Origin of the sequence: Listeria cossartiae subsp. cossartiae (genome assembly GCF_014224155.1) — a bacterium.
In the GTDB taxonomy this organism is placed as follows: Bacteria; Bacillota; Bacilli; order Lactobacillales; family Listeriaceae; genus Listeria; species Listeria cossartiae.
Window position 1 is genome coordinate 242,396 of record NZ_JAASUI010000001.1, and the last position, 19,093, is coordinate 261,488.

Below are 19,093 nucleotides of genomic sequence, written 5' to 3' on the forward strand. Positions count from 1 at the left end.
TTACTACCTCTTCTCTACCGGAACTGACGTGTTTTTCAGAATGGAAGCAATAATGGATTCGGCTGTTTCCTCATTATAATAAGCTTCGGACTTCAAAATGAGACGATGGGTGAAAATATACGGCGCTAAATATTGAATATCATCAGGAATCACATAATCGCGACCTTCAATAAGCGCAAAAGCTTGAGCGGCTTGCATGAAAGCTAGTGAGCCACGCGGACTAATCCCAAGCGCAACAGAAGGATGTTTTCGACTTGCATCGACTAGGCGAATAATATAATTTTTCAACACATCATCAATAAAGACTTGTTTGGCTTTGTTTTTTAGATTCAATAATTCTTCTAGTGTCACAACTTGTTTCGTTTGCTCAAGGGGATCTTGGTATTGTTTTAAAGTAAGCAGCTGCATTTCTTCTTCAACTGTCGGATAACCAATATTGATTTTAAGCAAAAATCGGTCTAATTGGGCTTCTGGCAAAGCGTAAGTGCCTTCGTATTCAATCGGATTTTGCGTTGCCATTACGAAAAATGGATCAGCGAGTTTGCGCGTAATTCCATCCACTGTCACACTGTTTTCGGCCATACCTTCCAGTAAAGCGGCCTGCGTACGTGGTGCAGTTCGATTAATTTCATCGGCGAGAACAATATTTCCCATAACTGGACCTGGACGGAATTCAAATTCGCGCGTTTCGGGATTGAAAATCGAAACCCCAGTTACATCTGCTGGTAGCAAATCTGGCGTAAATTGAATCCGTTTAAAGGAAACTCCGATTGTTTTTGCAAGTGTGCGCACCATCATTGTTTTACCAACTCCGGGAACGTCTTCCAGTAATACGTGACCACCCGCAAGTAGGGCAGTTAAGCTTAATTTAACAACATGTCGTTTACCGACGATAACTTTTTCAACTTCATTAATAATCTCATTTATTTTAATGGATGGCTCTATAGACATAATTTGCCTCCTATGTTTTTAGTCAGAATATGTGTATTCATGGTTTAATGCTACTATAATCAACCTTGAATGTAAAAGATTTAATGTGGCATGGACTTTTCTTAGGAGATTGTTTACACTTAGAATAACTGGAGGTGGCGAACTTTGAGCGTTAAATTGGCTGATTTAATGAAACTACCATCTTTAAAAGAAGCGAAAGTAGTATCTGGAAAATCTGGATTATCTAAGCTAGTTTCGTCTATTTCTGTTTTAGAATACACAGAAGTAGCTCTTTTGGAAGATGAATTATTTGATAATGATGAATTTTATGGCAGTGAAATAGTTGTCTCTGCTTTTGTGAATATTCGTGATGATGTCGAGGCGCAGTGCCGCACGATTGAGCGATTACATAAAGTTGGCGAAGTTGCTTTAATTCTTTACTACGTTGGAATCTTTATGCCGAAAATTGATCAAAAGCTGATTGATTTTGCGAATGAACTAGATTTTACGATTATTGTGATGCCGGAAAACGAAATGTCACTGAGATATAGTGAAGTGATTTATGAAGTAGTTGAAGCGATTGTGAAGCAAGAAATGACGGATACCAACTTTGTTACCGAATCGCTAGAACAGATTTCGAGTGTACGACCTCCGCAGCGGAATATTGATACGACGCTGAAAATCTTGTCTGACAGAACGCACACTTCACTTGTTTTAACCGACAATTCCTTTCAAGTAATTAATTCAATCACTTGGCCACGCACGCGCCATTGGGATTTTGAAAGAGTGATTGAAGCCTCAAAACAAATAAATGAACAGGAACTTGTGCAACTCACATTAGATGAGCGTGAATTTTATACAGCGAGAAAGCCAATTTTTCAAGATGGAATGCAGGCGATGCACTTATTTATGATGAAAGAAAAAGGGGCGCTAACGACGGATGTAGTTATGCAAATTACGGAAGTAGTCCAAGTCTTTATGAACTTATGGGGCCGCAACTATGTCGAAATCAGCACGGCTGAGCTAATGAAGGCGATTTTGAATGATGAAAGTGTGAAAATGCGCCGGCTTGGTAAAATTTTGAATGTGGATGTTTCCTCTATTAAATGGATGTGGCTCGTGAAAACGGAAGAAATTCGCGACAATGAGCGGGTTTTGAGTGAACTGAAAAGCTTTGTAGCTAGCCATTTTGATGTTTCTTTGATTGATTTATTTGAAAAGAATATCGTTGTTTTGCTTGATAATTCCGTTGCACAGCGAGACCGGACGCATACGGCGAATGAATTTGCGGTGATGATGAAGGAAATTGGGATAGAATTAAAAATTACCGTTTGTCAGGGAATGGAGCAGACTTCAGATGTGCAGAGTGCTTATTCGCTCGTAAATGAATATAAAAATGCCGCCAATGCGATTTACGCTAATAAGCCGATTTATTCACTTCAAGAAATCGATTTTGCAGCCAAATGTGTGGATATCGTTAATCGCGGAGAATTGGCGATTGCGGAACAAATGAAGCCACTGAAACCCTTAGACGATAACGAAGAATTAATTGAAACGTTGTCAGTATTTTTGCTAGAAGGCGAGTCGAATTATAATCAAGCTGCCGAGTTACTATTTTTGCATAAAAATACGATTAAATACCGAATTCAGCGGGTCAATGAATTGCTGCAATATCCAGCGACTAAAATTCCGGAGTCTTATAATCTCTATTTAGCCGTTGCAATTCGTCGTTTACTTGGCGAAACAAACAATAATAATTAAAAACAGTGCGATTTTTGTCCGAAATGACAAAGATTGCGCTGTTTTTTTTCAATTCAGATAAATACAAATGATAGCTAGTTCTTATATAATTAGTCCTTAATAGAACAAATTCAAGAAAAAAAGGGGCGAAACATTATGACAGAGAAAAACACAGTTGAGCAGACACAATCCTGGCAAAGTTTGGCATTTTTATGGACGGGCGCAATGATCTGCGTACCGAGTCTCCTTGTAGGGGGAACGCTTATTTCGGGCATGCCTCTATGGGAAGCAATTTTAATAGCACTTTTAGGATATGGAGTTATTGTCGTATTTATGATATATCAAGGAATGCAAAGTAGTGACTTAGGTATTCCAGCAGTTAGTGTAGCTTCGCAAGTATTTGGCGAACAAGGATCTAAGAAAATCATATCGATTCTTTTAGCGATTGCTTGTCTAGGATGGTTTGGTATTCAAGCAAACGTCTGTGGCGCAGCATTTTCGCAGTTTTTAGGTATTTATGGAATTAATGTTCCAATACCAGTATCTTCCTTGATTTGGGGAGTTATTATGTTACTATCAGCTATCTATGGTATTCGTATTTTGAGTATTTTAAATTATATTGCAGTTCCGATTTTACTTTTTGTATGTATTTATGGTTTGGTTGTTTCGTTAAATAATGGCGGACTTGCGATTGTTGAAAATTATAAACCAGCAAACAGCATGTCATTCATGACCGGGCTTGCAATTACCATCGGCTCGTTCGCATTAGGTGCCGTTATTGCCGGCGACTATTCACAATATACAAAATCACGTAAAGACGTTGTTAAAGCAGCCATCATCGGCATTTTACCATCAGGTGTTTTAATGATTACAGTTGGAGCGGTTCTTGCGCTAACAGCTGGAACGGCAGATATTTCCGTTGTATTTACTAATCTAGGTTTGCCAGTTCTTGGAATTATCGGTTTGATTTTGGCAGCTTGGACAACCAATGCAGTTAATGCGTTTTCCGGCGGGATCGCGATTATTAACGTTTTCAATATTTCAGAAAAATATCATAAAGTTGCCGTAGCAGTTGCGGGTGGGCTTGGAACACTACTAGCTGTTATCGGTATTCTAAACCACTTTGTACCAATTATGTCCGTACTTTCAGCGATGGTTCCACCAGTTGCCGGAGTAATGATTGCTTCATACTGGATCGTTCAAAAAGGCGACAAATCCAAATGGGCACCAGTTGCAGGCGTTAACTGGCTTGGTGTAAGTTCTTGGTTAGTAGGTGCTGTGATTGCAGGAATTCCAGTCATTTTGACATTCTTCCCTTCACTACCACAATTACCAAATCAACCACTTATCGGTATTATTTTGTCACTAATTGTTTATCTCGTTGGGGCGAAAGTTTTAAGTGGAAAAACGGAAAAAGTAGAGAACTTGGAGGGAAAATAAATGCGTTACTTAGACGAACAAGCTATTGAAGATATTGCGATTGGTGCGGCATTTTTAGGCACTGGTGGCGGAGGAGATCCGTACATGGGCAAAATGATGGCCCTAACAGCGATTAAAAAATACGGACCGATCCAACTTTTATCTCCAGACGAAATCGCTGACGATGACTATTTCATTCCAGCAGCTATGATGGGAGCACCATCTGTACTTATAGAAAAATTTCCAAAAGGGGACGAATTCGTTCGTGTCTTTGAAAAATTAGGTAAATATGTAGGCAAAGAAGTAAAGGGAACATTCCCAATGGAAGCGGGCGGCGTTAACTCGATGATTCCAATCGTTGTGGCAGCGCAACTAGGCTTGCCGATGGTCGATTGTGACGGCATGGGCCGAGCTTTCCCAGAACTACAAATGGTGACGTTCCATTTAGATGGCATTTCCGCAACGCCAATGGCTATCACCGATGAAAAAGGCAATATCGGTATTATGGAAACAATTGACAACAGATGGACTGAACGCCTTGCACGTGTAACTACGGTCGAAATGGGCGCAAGTTCCCTTGTTAGCTTGTATCCTTGTAATGGTGCACAAATTAAACAAAGTAGTATTAAAAATATCGTGACACTTTCAGAAGAAATCGGTAAAGTCATTCGCGAAACATCAATTGACGAAGCAGAAAAACTACAAAAACTATTAGATGTAACGCACGGTTATCACTTATTTGAAGGAAAAATTACCGATGTTATTCGGGAAACGCGCGCAGGCTTTAACTTTGGCCGTGTGAAAATTGACGGACTTAATAAAGACGCAGGCAGCGAAGTCATTGTCCATTTCCAAAACGAAAATCTTGTTGCGGAGAAAAATGGTGAACCAATCGCGATTACACCAGATTTAATTTGTATGGTGGATCTGGAAACGCTAATGCCAGTAACGACAGAAGCGCTAAAATATGGCAAACGTGTCCGCGTGATGGCACTTCCAGCCGACGATGCTTGGCGTACAGAGAAAGGCATCGAAACAGTTGGGCCGCGCTATTTCGGCTACGATGTCGATTTTGAACCGCTAGAAGAACTTGTCAAAAAGGAGGAACGCCGCCATGTATAAAATTGGAATTGACGTTGGTGGTACAAACACCGATGCCGTTATTTTAGATGAAAATCAAAAACTAATTCATAGTGTAAAAATGCCAACAAGTGAAGATATTGAAACAGGAATCACCGAGTCACTTCACCGCGTATTAAGCGAAACGGGCATTGATCGCTCGAAAGTAACACACGCAATGCTTGGAACAACGCAGTGTACAAACGCAATCGTTGAACGGAAAAAATTAGCGAAAGTTGGCGTTCTTCGTTTAGGATACCCTGCAACAGCATCCGTTTTACCATATACAGCTTGGCCGGAAGACATGGTTGGCTTTTTATCTGGAAAATATAAACTAACTGGTGGCGGCTATGAGTACGATGGTCAGGTGCTATCAGAAATCAACGAAGCAGAAATCCGTGAAACGTTGGCTGGTTGGAAAGGTGATGTAGAATCCGTTGCAGTTGTCGGCGTCTTCTCTTCTTTGAAAAACGACCAAGAATTAGCTGTTCAAAAAATTATCGAAGAAGAACTAGGCGCAGATATCCCTGTTTCGATTTCCTCTTCTGTAGGTTCAGTTGGACTAATTGAACGCGAAAATGCGACGATTTTAAATGCAGCTCTTTTCAAAGTTATCGCGGCAACGAGCGACGGTTTCGAAAAAGCTTTGGAACAAGAAGGAATTGAACATGCGGAAATCTATCTTTGCCAAAATGACGGGACGTTGATGTCGCTTAATTATGCAAGACAGTTCCCGATTTTGACAATTGCTTGTGGACCAACAAACAGTATCCGCGGCGCTTCCTACTTAGCGGGACTAAAAGACGCGATGGTTCTCGATGTTGGCGGCACGACTTCTGATATTGGTGTGCTTACAGATGGCTTCCCTAGAGAGTCCTCGCTTGCGGTCGATGTTGGTGGCGTGCGTACGAACTTTAGAATGCCCGATATTATTTCCATCGGACTAGGCGGAGGTAGCGTTATTCGCGAGCAAAATGGCGAAATAACGATTGGCCCAGATAGCGTTGGTTATCGTATTTCCGAAGAGGCGCTAGTTTTCGGCGGCAAAACGATGACAACAACAGATATCGCGGTTCGTCTAGGTATGGCGGACATTGGCGACGCTCAACTGGTCGCACATATCCCAACCGATTTTGCTGAAAAAACGTATAAATTAATCGCCGATATGACCGAAGATGCCATTGATAAAATGAAAACCAGCTCAAGTAACGTCAATCTAGTACTTGTCGGTGGAGGTAGCGTCATTATCCCTGATGAAATTCCCGGCGTCGCACAAATTTTCCGCGACAAAAACGGACCAGTCGCCAACGCAATCGGCGCCTCTATTTCCCAAATCAGCGGACAATACGAACAAATCTACATCTATTCTCAAATCGAGCGGGAAGAAGCGCTGCAAGATGCTGAGCAAAAGGCGAGAGAACAAGCAACTCTTGCCGGCGCAGTGACTGACTCGATTGAAGTGGTGGAAGTGGAAGAAATCCCATTAGCGTATCATCCAGGCAATGCGACCAGATTGCGCGTGAAAGTTGTGGGGAATTTGGTTTAAGAGAAGTGAATATTGGAGCAGTGCTGACTTCAGGCTGGAAACAAAGTAAGAAATTACTTTGTTTCCAGTCTGTTTTTTTGATCCATAGGCTTTCTAACCAGTGATAAGAAGCCAGAAATCAATTAGTAATTATATCTTTAGGTGTGATTTTTTATCCGTGAAGCTGGTTAGAAAATATAGATACGCACAGCATGTGAAAAATATTTGGCTACCAGCTTTATAAAAATGGAGTAGGATTAGAATTAATTCAAGTCTTGTTGAATCATTCATCACACTTCGCTACATCGGTATCAAGCAAGAAGATAAAAATTCAGGCGATTATCGGTTTAAGGCTATAATATTGCTGTGAATAAATATGCTTTATATACAAAAGTGTTTGTATTTAATTAGTAATAAGCACAGATAAAACGACAGTAAATAGACTCTAAAAGTGAACTATTTGTGACTTTTTCTTTTTAGATGTATAAAATCCTGCATACAAGCGCAAATTGGGGTATTTTGGACAATATTAACAAGCTATAACTCGATTTATGCGAAAAAAAAGGCTATTTCATCCAAAAAAACGTCGTTCATGACAAGAATCAGACATTTCATTACTTTTTTGGTTATACATGGAAGCATCATGCTAATATTGTGTTGTACTAAAAAACATACAAAGAGGAGAGTGTGCAAAATGAAAACGGCAACTCGAAAAATACAAGCAAAGAAATGTGTATGTGTTTTATTAGCAGGAGGAATACTGGTTAGTGGTATGGCATTTCCCAATCAAGCTCAGGCAAGTACAGATGAAAAACAACAAGTGAACACGGAAAAACAAGAATTACAAGTGGAAACGGGTTTGACAGATATGGAAGTAAGTTTAGCAGATAAATATGTATCCTATAACAGTGAAATCGATGAGTTTCAATTAGATAAATCTATTGAACTCGTAATGAAATCAGACCAGGTGAAAGTCGTTGAAAATTATATAAAGGAAACAAATAAACAATTACAACTATCTAAAACTAATAAAAAAGATGAAGTATATGCAATCTCGCCAACGGGTGAAGCAGATAGAGTAAATCCTAGCCCTAGAATGATGCTTAAATCAGCTGGGGTAACTAGAGTGGATTATCGCTGGAATTATTGTAGAATCAAAATCAGTGCGAAAGCTTTAAAATTTGCAGTTGGAAGCGGAATTGCAATCGCTGGCATATATGCACCTGCCAGGGCTGTTCAAGCTGCATGTTCAGTTGCTGGTATAGCTGTTTCGACTTCGAACATCAAACATGGAGTATGGTTTGATTATAATTATTTCACTGGGATTTTTATGGGCAAAGCTGGGAAACAATAGTTCGTTAAAAAGAGGTGTACAATGAAAAAAATAGTGGATGATACATTTTGGGTTTTTGGTATAGTATTTGTTTTGTTGCTAATAGCATCTTATTTTCTCCCAATTGGAGAAATCATAGAAGATGCTAGAGTATTTCTTCTAGTGTTTTTCATTTTGAATATCGTGGGAAAATATTTACTGAAGCAGAAAAAAGAAAACAATAAATTTCGCTAGTACCGACAAAAAAAGAAACGTTGTAAATAAGGACGTATGTTTGTGGGATAGGTGCGCTTAAGGGTAAAAAAATAGATAAACAACTGAAAAATGTAGGAAATTGGTTCTTTAATTCCAAACCGTATTAAGGAGTAATAGTATAATGAAAAGAATCATTTTAACAAGTACATTAATCGTCTGGACAATAGTATGTATTTACATGAGTATTTCTATGGTTAGTAGTAATACTGGCATTGCTTTTCCGATTTGGCTCCACATAATCCTTTTAATCTGCTTTTTAGCAACAGGTATATTAAATGTGAAGAAAAAAGACTATCTTTGGAGCGCTATGTTATTTGAAGGCGTGTTAGTGGTTCTATTAAGTTTAATTATTGTATTAGTTTAACGGATGTAAATATGAATAGCTGGATTATCCAAACTAAATAGGAGTATTGTATCTAGGTACATGAACTCAAACCTCTCAAGTAAGCATTGACACCAATGCTTACTTTTTTATAACCCCATGCTTTCCCTAGCAATTCCAACCCCACCTGAGATACAATAAACCCAAACAAACGAAACGAGGCGAACGCCATGGCGGAATCACTCATTACTAAAAAAGCGATTGCTGGGGGGCTGATGGAGCTTTGTCAGCATAAGCGGTTTGAAAAGATTAGTATTGCGGATATTACAAATATTTGCGGGCTTAATCGGCAAACTTTTTATTACCATTTTACAGATAAATACGATTTGCTTACTTGGACGTATGAAAATGACTTTTTCCATTGTTTGGCAGACGGGATTACGCTTGAAAATTGGGATAAGCATGTGCTGAAAATGCTGGAATCGATTAAAGAAAATGCTGATTTCTATAAAAATACGGTTTCGGCGGATGCGAGTATCCTTTCTTTTTGCTTTTCAAAACTAACCAATTCGCTGTTTATGGATTTATTTGAAAAAATTGATACGAATGGAGCCGTGAACGAGGCAGACCGGGTTTTCTATGCGGAATTCTTTTCTTACGGATGCTCGGGTGTACTGATTAAATGGATTACGCGCGGTTTTAAAGAAGCGCCAGAAACAATCGCGAACCAGCTATTTCGACTTGCAAAGGATACGGAATTTTTGGCAAACAGCATGTACCGCGAAAACTAGACAATATCGCCAATTTGTCTAAAAACCAGACATAAAGGTTCTTTTGCCCAGATTAAAAGCGCGCGAGGAGAGGTATACTATCTGTATCAAGAAATTGGAGGAGATAGTGATGAAAAATAAAAAACGTACGCTAGTCGCTCTAACTGGGGCTGCAATTGGGACAGGTATTGCAGCAAAGAAAATTTCTGAACAAAAGGCCGCTGAAAAAGAACGGGCAGTGGATGAAGCTATTAAAGCGCGCTATTACGGCGACAAACAAGTGTATTTCGTCGGTGGCGGGATTGCTAGTTTGGCGGGGGCTGTTTATTTAATTCGTGATGCCAATTTTGATGGGAAAAATATTCATATTATTGAAGGTATGCATATTTTAGGCGGAAGTAATGACGGAGCCGGAAGCGTGGAACATGGCTTTGTTTGCCGTGGTGGTCGGATGTTAAATGAAGAAACTTATGAAAATTTCTGGGATTTATTTAGTAGTATTCCGTCGCTTGATATGCCGAACTTTAGTGTGACGGAAGAGATTTTGAACTTTGACCATTTACATCCAACCCATGCGCAAGCGAGATTAGTTGATAAAGATCGCAATATCCTTGATGCGCATTCGATGGGATTTAATAATAATGACCGGATGTTGATGACGAAATTGCTAGCTACTCCGGAAGAAAAACTGGACAATTTAACGATACGTGATTGGTTTGATGAACACTTTTTCGAAACGAATTTTTGGTATATGTGGCAAACCACTTTTGCTTTCCAAAAATGGAGCAGCTTGTTTGAATTTAGACGTTATATGAATCGGATGATGTTAGAATTTAGCCGGATTGATACGCTAGAAGGTGTAACGAGAACGCCGCTAAACCAATACGAGAGCTTGATTTTACCTTTAAAAACATTTTTAGATAAACACCATGTCGATTTTACGATTAATCAAACGGTGGAAGATATTGATTTTAAAGATGCGCCTGGAATTACAGCGACAGCACTTCATTTATCGGATGGATCCACTATCGAACTTGGCCCGGACGATGATGTGATTATGACGAATGCTTGTATGACAGATAGCGCGACACTCGGCGATATGAACACGCCAGCGCCAAAACCTGAAGAAAAACCAATTTCTGGGGAACTTTGGTACAAAGTCGCTCAAAAGAAACCAAATTTAGGCAATCCAGAGCCATTCTTCGGTCATGAAGAAGAAACAAACTGGCAAAGTTTTACCGTCACTTGTCATGGCGATAAATTATTAAAACGCATCGAACGCTTCACAGGTAACATTCCAGGAAGTGGTGCGCTCATGACTTTCAAAGATTCTAATTGGTTAATGAGTACCGTTGTTGCTGCACAACCTCATTTTAAAGCGCAAGATGCGAATACTACGATTTTCTGGGGTTACGGATTATATCCAGACCGCGTTGGTGATTTCGTGAAAAAACCAATGAAAGAATGTACTGGGGAAGAAATTTTATATGAATTAATGTGTCATTTGAACTGGCAAGATGATTTTGAAGAAATTAAAGCGGATATAATCAATGTAATTCCGTGCTATATGCCGTACATTGACGCGCAATTCGAACCGCGGGCAATGAGCGATCGTCCGGCTGTTGTTCCGGAGGGCAGTACAAACTTCGCGATGATTAGCCAATTTGTGGAAATTCCGAAAGATATGGTTTTCACCGAAGAATATTCCGTTCGTGCTGCTAGAATCGCCGTGTACACTTTGCTTGATATCGACAAAAAAATCTGCCCAGTAACACCACATAATCGTGATCCAAAAGTGCTAGCGAAAGCAACACAAACCATGTTTAGATAAAGTGAAAAAGTAGCTATTTGTGACAGAATAGCTACTTTTTTTGTGCGAGACAGGACAAACGACTGATATTTACGAAATAGCATTGCTTGTGAACCATAAAACAGCTATAATCTTTATAGACGAAAACAAGACCTGAAAAGAGGCTGAACAATGGAAAAAAGCTCCATTTACGGATTAACATGGACAAATTTAACAGAATGGCTAGAGGCACACGGTCAAAAGAAATTCCGCGCGACGCAAGTGTGGGACTGGCTTTATAGAAAACGTGTCAAAACTTTTGAAGAAATGAGTAACGTTCCAAAAGAAACAATTGAACTTTTAACAGCGAATTTTGTGATGAACACTTTAGAAGAACAAGTGGTGCAAGAATCTACAGATGGCACAACGAAATATTTATTTAAGCTGAGTGACGGGAACTTAATTGAAACCGTGATGATGAAGCAAGAATATGGCTTGTCGGTTTGTGTAACGACCCAAGTTGGCTGTAATATCGGCTGTACTTTTTGTGCGAGTGGGCTTTTGAAAAAAAGTCGCGACTTAACTGCTGGTGAGATTGTGGAACAAATTATGAATGTGCAGCATTATTTGGATGGACGTAATTTGGAAGAACGCGTGAGTCACGTGGTTGTAATGGGAATCGGGGAACCGTTTGACAATTACGATAATGTGATGGATTTCTTGCGTGTGATTAATCATGACAAAGGTCTAGCAATCGGCGCGCGCCATATCACTGTTTCGACAAGTGGTCTTGCACCGCGCATTATTGATTTCGCCAATGAAGATTTCCAAGTCAACTTAGCGATTTCCTTGCACGCGCCAAACAATGAACTGCGGACGAGCATTATGCGTATTAACAAGACCTATTCAATTGAGAAATTGATGGAAGCGATTCATTATTACGTTAACAAAACTAACCGCCGAATCACGTTTGAATACATTATGTTAAAAGGTGTAAATGACCATAAAAAAGAAGCGCTCGAACTTGCGGCACTTCTCGGCGAACATCGCCATTTAGCTTATGTTAACTTGATTCCTTACAACCCGGTAGACGAGCATATCGACTATGAACGCAGCACAAAAGAAGACGTGCTTGCTTTCTATGATACGCTTAAGAAAAATGGTATTAATTGTGTTATTCGCCGCGAACACGGGACGGATATTGATGCCGCGTGTGGGCAACTTCGTAGTAAACAAATCAAACGAGTTGGCGTGCGCGAACGGATGAAACAAAAACAAGCAGCAGCGGAAGAATAATATTCAAACTATCTGGTTTCCATTTGGAGATTGGATAGTTTTTGTTTATACTTAAGGTACCTAAAGCAATTGAAGGAGGACAAAAATCATGGAAGTAGAAATTGTCGAACGAAATGCTTTTACAGCAGTCGGAAAAAAACGAACTTTTTCGGTTGAAAACGATGCGCAAAAAGAAAAAATCAGTCAATTTTGGCAAGAAGCAAACGCAAATGGCGACGCGGAACGAATCAACGAATTAGCTGAATTTGCAACGATTGATGGTATTTTAGGCGTTTGCCACATGAACGGCGACCAAATGGACTATTATATCGCGATTGAATCCGAACTCACTCCGCCAGCAGACATGGAACAACTAACCATCCCAGCAAGCAAATGGGCCATTTTTAAATCTGTCGGCCCACTACCTAACGCAATCCAAAAAGTGTGGGAATACATTTACGGCGAATGGTTCCAAACATGCAACTACACGCATGGGAACGCTCCAGAATTAGAAGTATACACAGAAGGCGATACGACTGCCGCTGATTATTATTCGGAAGTTTGGATTCCAGTGGTTGAAAAAGACTAACAAAATCTCACCATGAAATGCAGAGGCGGAGCTAATGACAACCATTCCTATCTCAATTCCAATGACATTAATAGTTATATGTATTTTTGAGTTAGTATATTTCGGCACTAAAAAATTCATTGTAAAATCACCGTTTAATAAAAAGGAGACTTTAATCAATGTTATTTTTGTAGCCTATTTAGCTGTTTTAATAGAAGTAGTGCTGCTACCATTTAACATAGTAAGTTCAAATGTTTTCAGAGAAATATTTCCCTTAGAAGCCTATTTACAAATTATTCCTTTTAAGTCAATAATCTTCTATCTTAACCACATGACAAATTATCATATTATGATTCAATTCTTTGGCAACTTATTGTTATTAGCACCATTAGCCATTTATATGAAAATAAACAGAAGCATATCCGTATTAAAAAATTTGATTTTAGCTCTATGTATTTCATTATTCATCGAAGTACTGCAAGGTATACTAAACCTGATTTTTCAATATCCAAACAATGTTTCGGATATTGATGATTTAATATTAAACGCAATCGGGTATATGTGCGCTTTACTTTTAGTTCCTTGGTTCAAAACGATATTCAAACTAAAGAACAAATTTCCTTCATTGTGAAATTTGTTCTTTTTAAATCCCACTCCAATCCCATTCCCTAAAATTGACATTGAGAATCATTATCAATATAATGGAAGGAACTAGCCTATTATACATACAATACAATTATCCAAGGGGGATTTAAGAATGATTATTGTAACTAATACGATTAAGGTAGAAAAAGGCGCAGCAGAGCACGTTATCCGTCAGTTCACAGGCGCAAATGGCGACGGACATCCAACAAAAGATATCGCAGAAGTAGAAGGTTTCCTAGGCTTCGAACTATGGCACAGCAAACCAGAAGACAAAGACTATGAAGAAGTAGTCGTAACAAGCAAATGGGAAAGCGAAGAAGCCCAACGCAATTGGGTGAAAAGCGATTCCTTCAAAAAAGCACACGGCAGAACAAAAGACACTAGAGAACAAAGAGAAGACCGCAAAGGCATCGTAGGAAATGCAATCGCTCGTTTTGAAGTAGTTCACGTGCAAAACCCTGTGATTGTTGAAAAATAAGAAGTGAGTGAACAAGCCATTTCGAGGTAGATGGCTTGTTTTTTTGTTTTCAGATGAGAAAATAAATACAGTGTTTTTCTTTCCAAAAGCCCCTTTACTAGCAACCCACAATCCAATCATGCTATAATTCTCTAAATGATAACGTTTATCATTTAAGGGGGAATTAAACATGATTGAAAAAACAATTATGGAACGTCGCAGCATTAAAAAAGCAAACGACGCGCCAATTTCAAGAGAAACGGTGAACACGATTTTAGAGCAAGCTGCCTTTGCGCCTTTTCACAGCAAAGTAGAGCCGTGGAATGTATACGTGCTACATACACTGGCTGAAAAAGAACGCTACATCGAGAAAATCATTGAGTTTAACGAACGCGAACAAGGGGTTACTTTTTCCGAAGCAGAGATTGCGGATTTAAAAGCAGGGTATGCGAAGAAAATTATTACGCCGCCTTACTTACTCATTGTGACGACGAACATTATTGGTCACGGAAAAAAGGATTTCGAATCAATCGGGGCAACTAGTGCGTTTATTCAAAATATCCAATTGCTTGGCTGGGAAGCGGGGATTGGGATGATTTGGCGGACGAATCGGTTTATTTTTGATGCGAAGTTTGCGGATGATTTAGGTATTCCTGCTGAGCAAAAAATTGTCGGGACTTTGCATTTAAGTAGTTTAGCTGATGTTCCTGAGCCAAAACCGCGCCGTCCTTTGAATGAATGGGTGAAGAATTTAGCGGATTTGTAAGATTGATGTTTCGTGTGATTAGCGTTACAATGAAACAAGTGTAAGAAATAAGGAGGCGAGCAAGATGGCAGTTCCAGCTAGACGTACGTCCAAAGCGAAGAAAAACAAGCGCCGTACGCATAAAGGCTTAACAACACCAGGTTTGAGTCGCGATAGTGAAACAGGCGAATACCGTATGTCACACCGAATCTCACCAGACGGCACTTATAAAGGTCGCACAATTATCGAAAAATAAGAGGATTTGTTCCAGCGATTGGAACAAATTCTTTTTTTTGTGATACTATAATGAAAAGAGCTAAATACACAAAAAGGAGTCTGATTTTGACATGACAGAAGAATTTGTGAACAAAGAAGATGCGCTGAAAAATTATAATGCCAAAGAGTTTCGTACGCCAGATGGCTATACGAGCGATATGATTTTAACTACAGTAAAAGAGTCGAACGGGAAACCAACCTTACATATTTTATTAATTAAACGAAGCAGTACCAATGCGGAAGGCAGACCGAATATCGAAGGCGGAAAATGGGCGGTTCCCGGCGGATTTGTGGATGAAAATGAATCTGCGGACCAAGCGGCTGAGCGTGAACTAGAAGAGGAAACAAGTTTGACGAATATTCCGTTGATTCCGTTTGGGGTATTTGATAAACCGGGTCGTGATCCGCGCGGTTGGATTATTTCGCGGGCATTTTATGCGATTGTGCCACCAGAAGCTTTGGAGAAACGTGCGGCTGGGGATGACGCGGCGGATATCGGGCTTTTTCCAATGACAGAAGCTTTGGAACTTCCGCTTGCTTTTGACCATTTAGATATGCTAAAAAAAGCGTATAGCGCGATTACAGAAGAATTTTTACTGACGACGGCAATTCGTGATTTCTTGCCAGAAACTTTCTCAGCAAAACTACTTTACCAAACGTTGGATGGCTGTACGAAGCCAGGCATTTTGCCAGATGAAGTAGAATTTATGGAGAATATCGAGTATTTACCGTATTTAGAAAAAGTTGGCGAGTTATACCGATTTAATGCGGATGCCGAAGCGGGAAGTATTTATTTTTAAATAGAAAAGGAGCCACCGATTTGGTTGGCTCCTTTTTTATAGAAAATGCTTCTCACCGTAACGTAATGCGAAATCTTTAAAAGCCTTAGAAGCAGGCGAAATGTAGTGATTTTTTAAACTTGCTAGATAGATAAAACGATCATGTTTTGGTTCGTTGATGGATAATACTTTGACGTTATAATGTGATAACGACGAGATTTTTGGCATAATCGAAATACCGTAATCAACGCTCACAAGGCCGACCATCGCGGTATCTTCCTCGACATAACAGCCGATTTTTGGTTGAATATTTATTTCCGCAAAAAGAGAATCGATGAGAGGTCTCAATCCACTTGTGTCTGAAAAGAAAATATAGGAATAATCTGCGGTGTCTTTTAAATCAATCGAATCATATTTGGCAAGTGGGTGGTTTTCGGCAACGACAACAACTAACTCTTGTTTTGTTAATGGTAAAAACTCAATATCAGGTTCATTTTCGACGTAGGAGCAAATCGCTAGGTCGAATTTTTCATTTTTTAAGTCGGGAATAATTGATTTAGTGGCACCTTGAAAAAAGGAAAATGTGATGTCTTTATGGCTTTCGACTTTGGTGAAATTCTGGACGAGCTCTGGAACCGTGTGTGCGCCCATTGTGTAAATAAAGCCTAAATCAATATTTCCGTGAGAAGGGCTAGTTAATTCGTGTAACAATTTTTCGCCTTTTTCTAGTTCGGCGAGGGATTTTTCCACATAGGTTAAATAGAAACGACCATATTTGGTTAATCGGATGTTGCGGCCTTGTTTTTCAAATAAATAGACGCCAAGTTCGCGCTCAAGTTCGGCGATAGAGTGGCTTAGGCTGGGCTGGGTAATGGAGAGTTCGGCGGCGGCAATGGTGTAATGCTCTTTTTCAGCTAGTTTTTTAAAATAGTATAATTGACGCAAATTCATGAAACTACCTCCTCGGAATGCCTTGATAACTCTATTGTAAGCGATTGTATAGAAAAAATCTATGGATAAATCGAAAAATATACATTAGATTAATAATTATTCCTGACTTATAATTGAAGAGAAATAAGATTGTGCATTATTGAACGTGAATAATGTAACAAATCATTTGCTGAGATTATAGTCGCAGGAGGCTTATTATGACAGATTATCCGAGTATTTTTGAACCATTAACTGTAAAACGAATGACCATTAAAAACCGTGTGATAATGCCACCAATGGGGACAAACCTAGCTGGATTAAATGGCGAATTTTTAGAAGAACATATGAATTACTACGAACAACGCGCAAAAGGTGGAACCGGTCTAATCACTATTGAAAACGCTTGTGTAGATTTTCCTTATGGGACAAACGGAACGACCCAACTTCGAATTGATAATGACCAGTACATTCCTGGATTTTACAAATTAACAGAACGTCTTCATAAACATGGAACTTGCGTATCTATCCAAATCAACCACGCCGGGGCATCTGCGTATCCAGCTCGTTTGAATGGACTTCAACCAGTTTCCTCGTCAGATATTCCATCTAAAAAAGGCGGCACTGTGCCGCGTCCACTTACTGTCGAAGAAATTTATGAAATCGTCAATAAATACGGTGATGCAGCAAGACGCGCCCAACAAGCTGGGTTTGATGCAGTCGAAATCCACGGCGGACACTCATACTTGCTATGCCAATTCTTATCGCCACTTTACAACAAACGAACAGATGAATTTGGTGGAACGCCTGAAAATCGCGCCCGTATCGTCAAACTAATTTTGGAAAAAGTCCGCGCAGAAGTCGGTCCATTTTTCCCAATCGTACTGCGTTTTAGTGCAGATGAATTTACAGAAGGCGGCAACCATTTAGAAGACATTTTGGAACTGCTAGATTATTGCCAAGAAGAAGCGGATATTTTGAATGTATCAGCGGCAATTAACGATAATTTATACTTGCAAATTGACCAAATGAACTTGGAAGATGGCTGGAGAAGCTACCTTGCAAAAGCGGTGAAAGATAAATTTAACAAACCAACGATTACTTCGGGGAACATCCGTAGTCCAAAAGCAGCAGAGAAAATATTGTCAGAAGGATACGCTGATTTACTTGCGATGGGACGTGGCTTAATTGCTGAGCCAAACTGGGTAAACAAAGTGGCAACTGGCCAAGAAGACATGCTTCGAAAATGTATTTCTTGTAATATCGGTTGCGCAGATCACCGAATTTCGAAGTCGAAGCCAATCCGTTGTACGGTGAATCCAGATATTATTCATGAAGATAAATACAAAGAAACAAAAGTAACTCGTCCTACCAATGTTGTCGTAATTGGCGGCGGAACAGCAGGACTTGAAGCAGCTTGTACGGCGGCCGAAGTTGGCTGTAACACCACGCTAATTGAAGCGAATGAACAAACTGGTGGCTTGGCGCGTGCAATTGCCAACCTTCCAGATAAAAGTAGAATTGCCGATTTCCCTAATTATTTAGCGAACCGAGCAGAAAAATTAACCAATTTGAAAGTTATTACAGGCACTAAAGCTGATACTGCGCTTATTGATACATTTAATCCTGATGTGGTAGTTAATGCCACAGGATCCAAACCATTACTTCCACCAATTAAAGGTTTGCTTGACGTGATTGACAAAGAAGGCAGTAAAGTTCATTCGATTTTCGGACTTATTTCGAATATCGATGACTTTACCGAATTTAGTAACAAAAAAGTAGCAGTTATCGGCGGTGGTGCAGTTGGACTTGATGTAGTCGAGTACTTCTCAGAACGTGGCTCGGATGTTACAATTGTAGAAATGATGCCACTTCTTGGAAAAGACTTAGATATGATTACCCGGCTTTCGATGATGGATATTATTGAGAAAAACCACGTCGATGTGCAAACAGAAACCGCATTAACCGAAGTTGCAGCCGATCATTTCAAAGTGAAGCATGACGGAGTAGACGCCGAGATTCCATTTGATTACGGCTTTGTCTGCCTAGGAATGCGACCAGAACGTCCACTTATGGAAGAACTTGCGGCATACGGAAAAGAAAAACAAATTGAAATCGTAAATATTGGCGACAGCGCTGCAACAAGAAAAATCTTGGAAGGCGTTCGCGAAGGAAGAAATATTTTAACGACATTAGAAAAAATTGGCTCTTTGTAATCC

Annotated in this window: 19 protein-coding genes; 17 read left to right on the forward strand and 2 right to left on the reverse strand. The window is 39.7% G+C overall.

Annotated features, from left to right (window positions below; all coding sequences use genetic code 11):
• Window positions 1-3 precede the first annotated feature (3 nt).
• A complete protein-coding gene (locus HCJ30_RS01205; RefSeq protein ID WP_185390647.1) occupies window positions 4-951 on the reverse strand; it encodes an AAA family ATPase in 948 nt (315 codons plus the stop codon).
• 144 nt (window positions 952-1,095) lie between these two features.
• Here HCJ30_RS01205 and HCJ30_RS01210 point away from each other — a divergent pair, with 144 nt between their 5' ends.
• The 16 genes from HCJ30_RS01210 (at window position 1,096) to HCJ30_RS01285 (ending at window position 15,968) form a co-directional block, all read left to right on the forward strand.
• The gene (locus HCJ30_RS01210) at window positions 1,096-2,691 is read left to right on the forward strand and encodes a PucR family transcriptional regulator (protein ID WP_185390648.1); all 1,596 of its coding nucleotides are present in this window, start codon (window positions 1,096-1,098) and stop codon (window positions 2,689-2,691) included.
• A 135-nt stretch (window positions 2,692-2,826) separates the two neighbouring features.
• Entirely contained in the window at window positions 2,827-4,110 is a 1,284-nt protein-coding gene (locus HCJ30_RS01215; RefSeq protein WP_185390649.1) for a cytosine permease, read from the forward strand.
• Window positions 4,111-5,211 (forward strand): S-methyl thiohydantoin desulfurase family protein, encoded by a 1,101-nt coding sequence (locus tag HCJ30_RS01220; protein ID WP_185390650.1) that lies wholly within the window; start codon window positions 4,111-4,113, stop codon window positions 5,209-5,211.
• Window positions 5,204-6,754: a hydantoinase/oxoprolinase N-terminal domain-containing protein gene (locus HCJ30_RS01225; protein WP_185390651.1), complete on the forward strand. Its 1,551-nt coding sequence runs from the start codon at window positions 5,204-5,206 to the stop codon at window positions 6,752-6,754. Before HCJ30_RS01220 ends, HCJ30_RS01225 begins: the two co-directional genes overlap by 8 nt.
• Window positions 6,755-7,427: 673 nt before the next feature.
• Entirely contained in the window at window positions 7,428-8,087 is a 660-nt protein-coding gene (locus HCJ30_RS01230; RefSeq protein ID WP_185390652.1) for a hypothetical protein, read from the forward strand.
• 21 nt (window positions 8,088-8,108) lie between these two features.
• Window positions 8,109-8,300: a hypothetical protein gene (locus tag HCJ30_RS01235; RefSeq protein WP_185390653.1), complete on the forward strand. Its 192-nt coding sequence runs from the start codon at window positions 8,109-8,111 to the stop codon at window positions 8,298-8,300.
• Window positions 8,301-8,442: 142 nt separating this feature from the next.
• Window positions 8,443-8,685, forward strand: a complete 243-nt coding sequence (locus HCJ30_RS01240; RefSeq protein ID WP_008946901.1) for a hypothetical protein — start codon at window positions 8,443-8,445, stop codon at window positions 8,683-8,685.
• A 188-nt stretch (window positions 8,686-8,873) separates the two neighbouring features.
• Window positions 8,874-9,434 (forward strand): TetR/AcrR family transcriptional regulator, encoded by a 561-nt coding sequence (locus HCJ30_RS01245; protein ID WP_003735640.1) that lies wholly within the window; start codon window positions 8,874-8,876, stop codon window positions 9,432-9,434.
• Window positions 9,435-9,543: 109 nt separating this feature from the next.
• Entirely contained in the window at window positions 9,544-11,244 is a 1,701-nt protein-coding gene (locus tag HCJ30_RS01250) for an oleate hydratase (protein WP_003728986.1), read from the forward strand.
• 150 nt (window positions 11,245-11,394) lie between these two features.
• On the forward strand, window positions 11,395-12,498 hold the full coding sequence (rlmN, locus tag HCJ30_RS01255) for a dual-specificity RNA methyltransferase RlmN (protein WP_010989487.1): 1,104 nt from the start codon (window positions 11,395-11,397) through the stop codon (window positions 12,496-12,498).
• 88 nt (window positions 12,499-12,586) lie between these two features.
• Window positions 12,587-13,066: a GyrI-like domain-containing protein gene (locus HCJ30_RS01260; RefSeq protein WP_185390654.1), complete on the forward strand. Its 480-nt coding sequence runs from the start codon at window positions 12,587-12,589 to the stop codon at window positions 13,064-13,066.
• 34 nt (window positions 13,067-13,100) lie between these two features.
• Window positions 13,101-13,676: a VanZ family protein gene (locus HCJ30_RS01265; RefSeq protein WP_185390655.1), complete on the forward strand. Its 576-nt coding sequence runs from the start codon at window positions 13,101-13,103 to the stop codon at window positions 13,674-13,676.
• Between the two features lie 126 nt (window positions 13,677-13,802).
• Window positions 13,803-14,168 (forward strand): heme oxygenase IsdG, encoded by a 366-nt coding sequence (isdG, locus tag HCJ30_RS01270; protein WP_003721271.1) that lies wholly within the window; start codon window positions 13,803-13,805, stop codon window positions 14,166-14,168.
• 169 nt (window positions 14,169-14,337) lie between these two features.
• Window positions 14,338-14,913, forward strand: a complete 576-nt coding sequence (locus HCJ30_RS01275; protein WP_185390656.1) for a nitroreductase family protein — start codon at window positions 14,338-14,340, stop codon at window positions 14,911-14,913.
• 64 nt (window positions 14,914-14,977) lie between these two features.
• Window positions 14,978-15,148 carry a 50S ribosomal protein L32 gene (rpmF, locus tag HCJ30_RS01280; RefSeq protein WP_003730546.1) on the forward strand — a complete coding sequence of 57 codons (171 nt, stop codon included), beginning with the start codon at window positions 14,978-14,980 and terminating at the stop codon, window positions 15,146-15,148.
• Window positions 15,149-15,239: 91 nt separating this feature from the next.
• Window positions 15,240-15,968, forward strand: coding sequence for an NUDIX domain-containing protein (locus HCJ30_RS01285; RefSeq protein ID WP_185390657.1), 729 nt, complete (start codon window positions 15,240-15,242; stop codon window positions 15,966-15,968).
• Between the two features lie 36 nt (window positions 15,969-16,004).
• On the opposite strand, the gene HCJ30_RS01290 is transcribed toward HCJ30_RS01285, so the two are convergent.
• Complete coding sequence (locus HCJ30_RS01290; protein WP_003730549.1) at window positions 16,005-16,898, reverse strand: LysR family transcriptional regulator; 894 nt, start codon at window positions 16,896-16,898, stop codon at window positions 16,005-16,007.
• A gap of 197 nt (window positions 16,899-17,095) precedes the next feature.
• Between HCJ30_RS01290 and HCJ30_RS01295 the strand changes: the two genes are divergently transcribed.
• Entirely contained in the window at window positions 17,096-19,090 is a 1,995-nt protein-coding gene (locus HCJ30_RS01295; protein ID WP_185390658.1) for an NAD(P)/FAD-dependent oxidoreductase, read from the forward strand.
• Window positions 19,091-19,093: the final 3 nt, after the last annotated feature.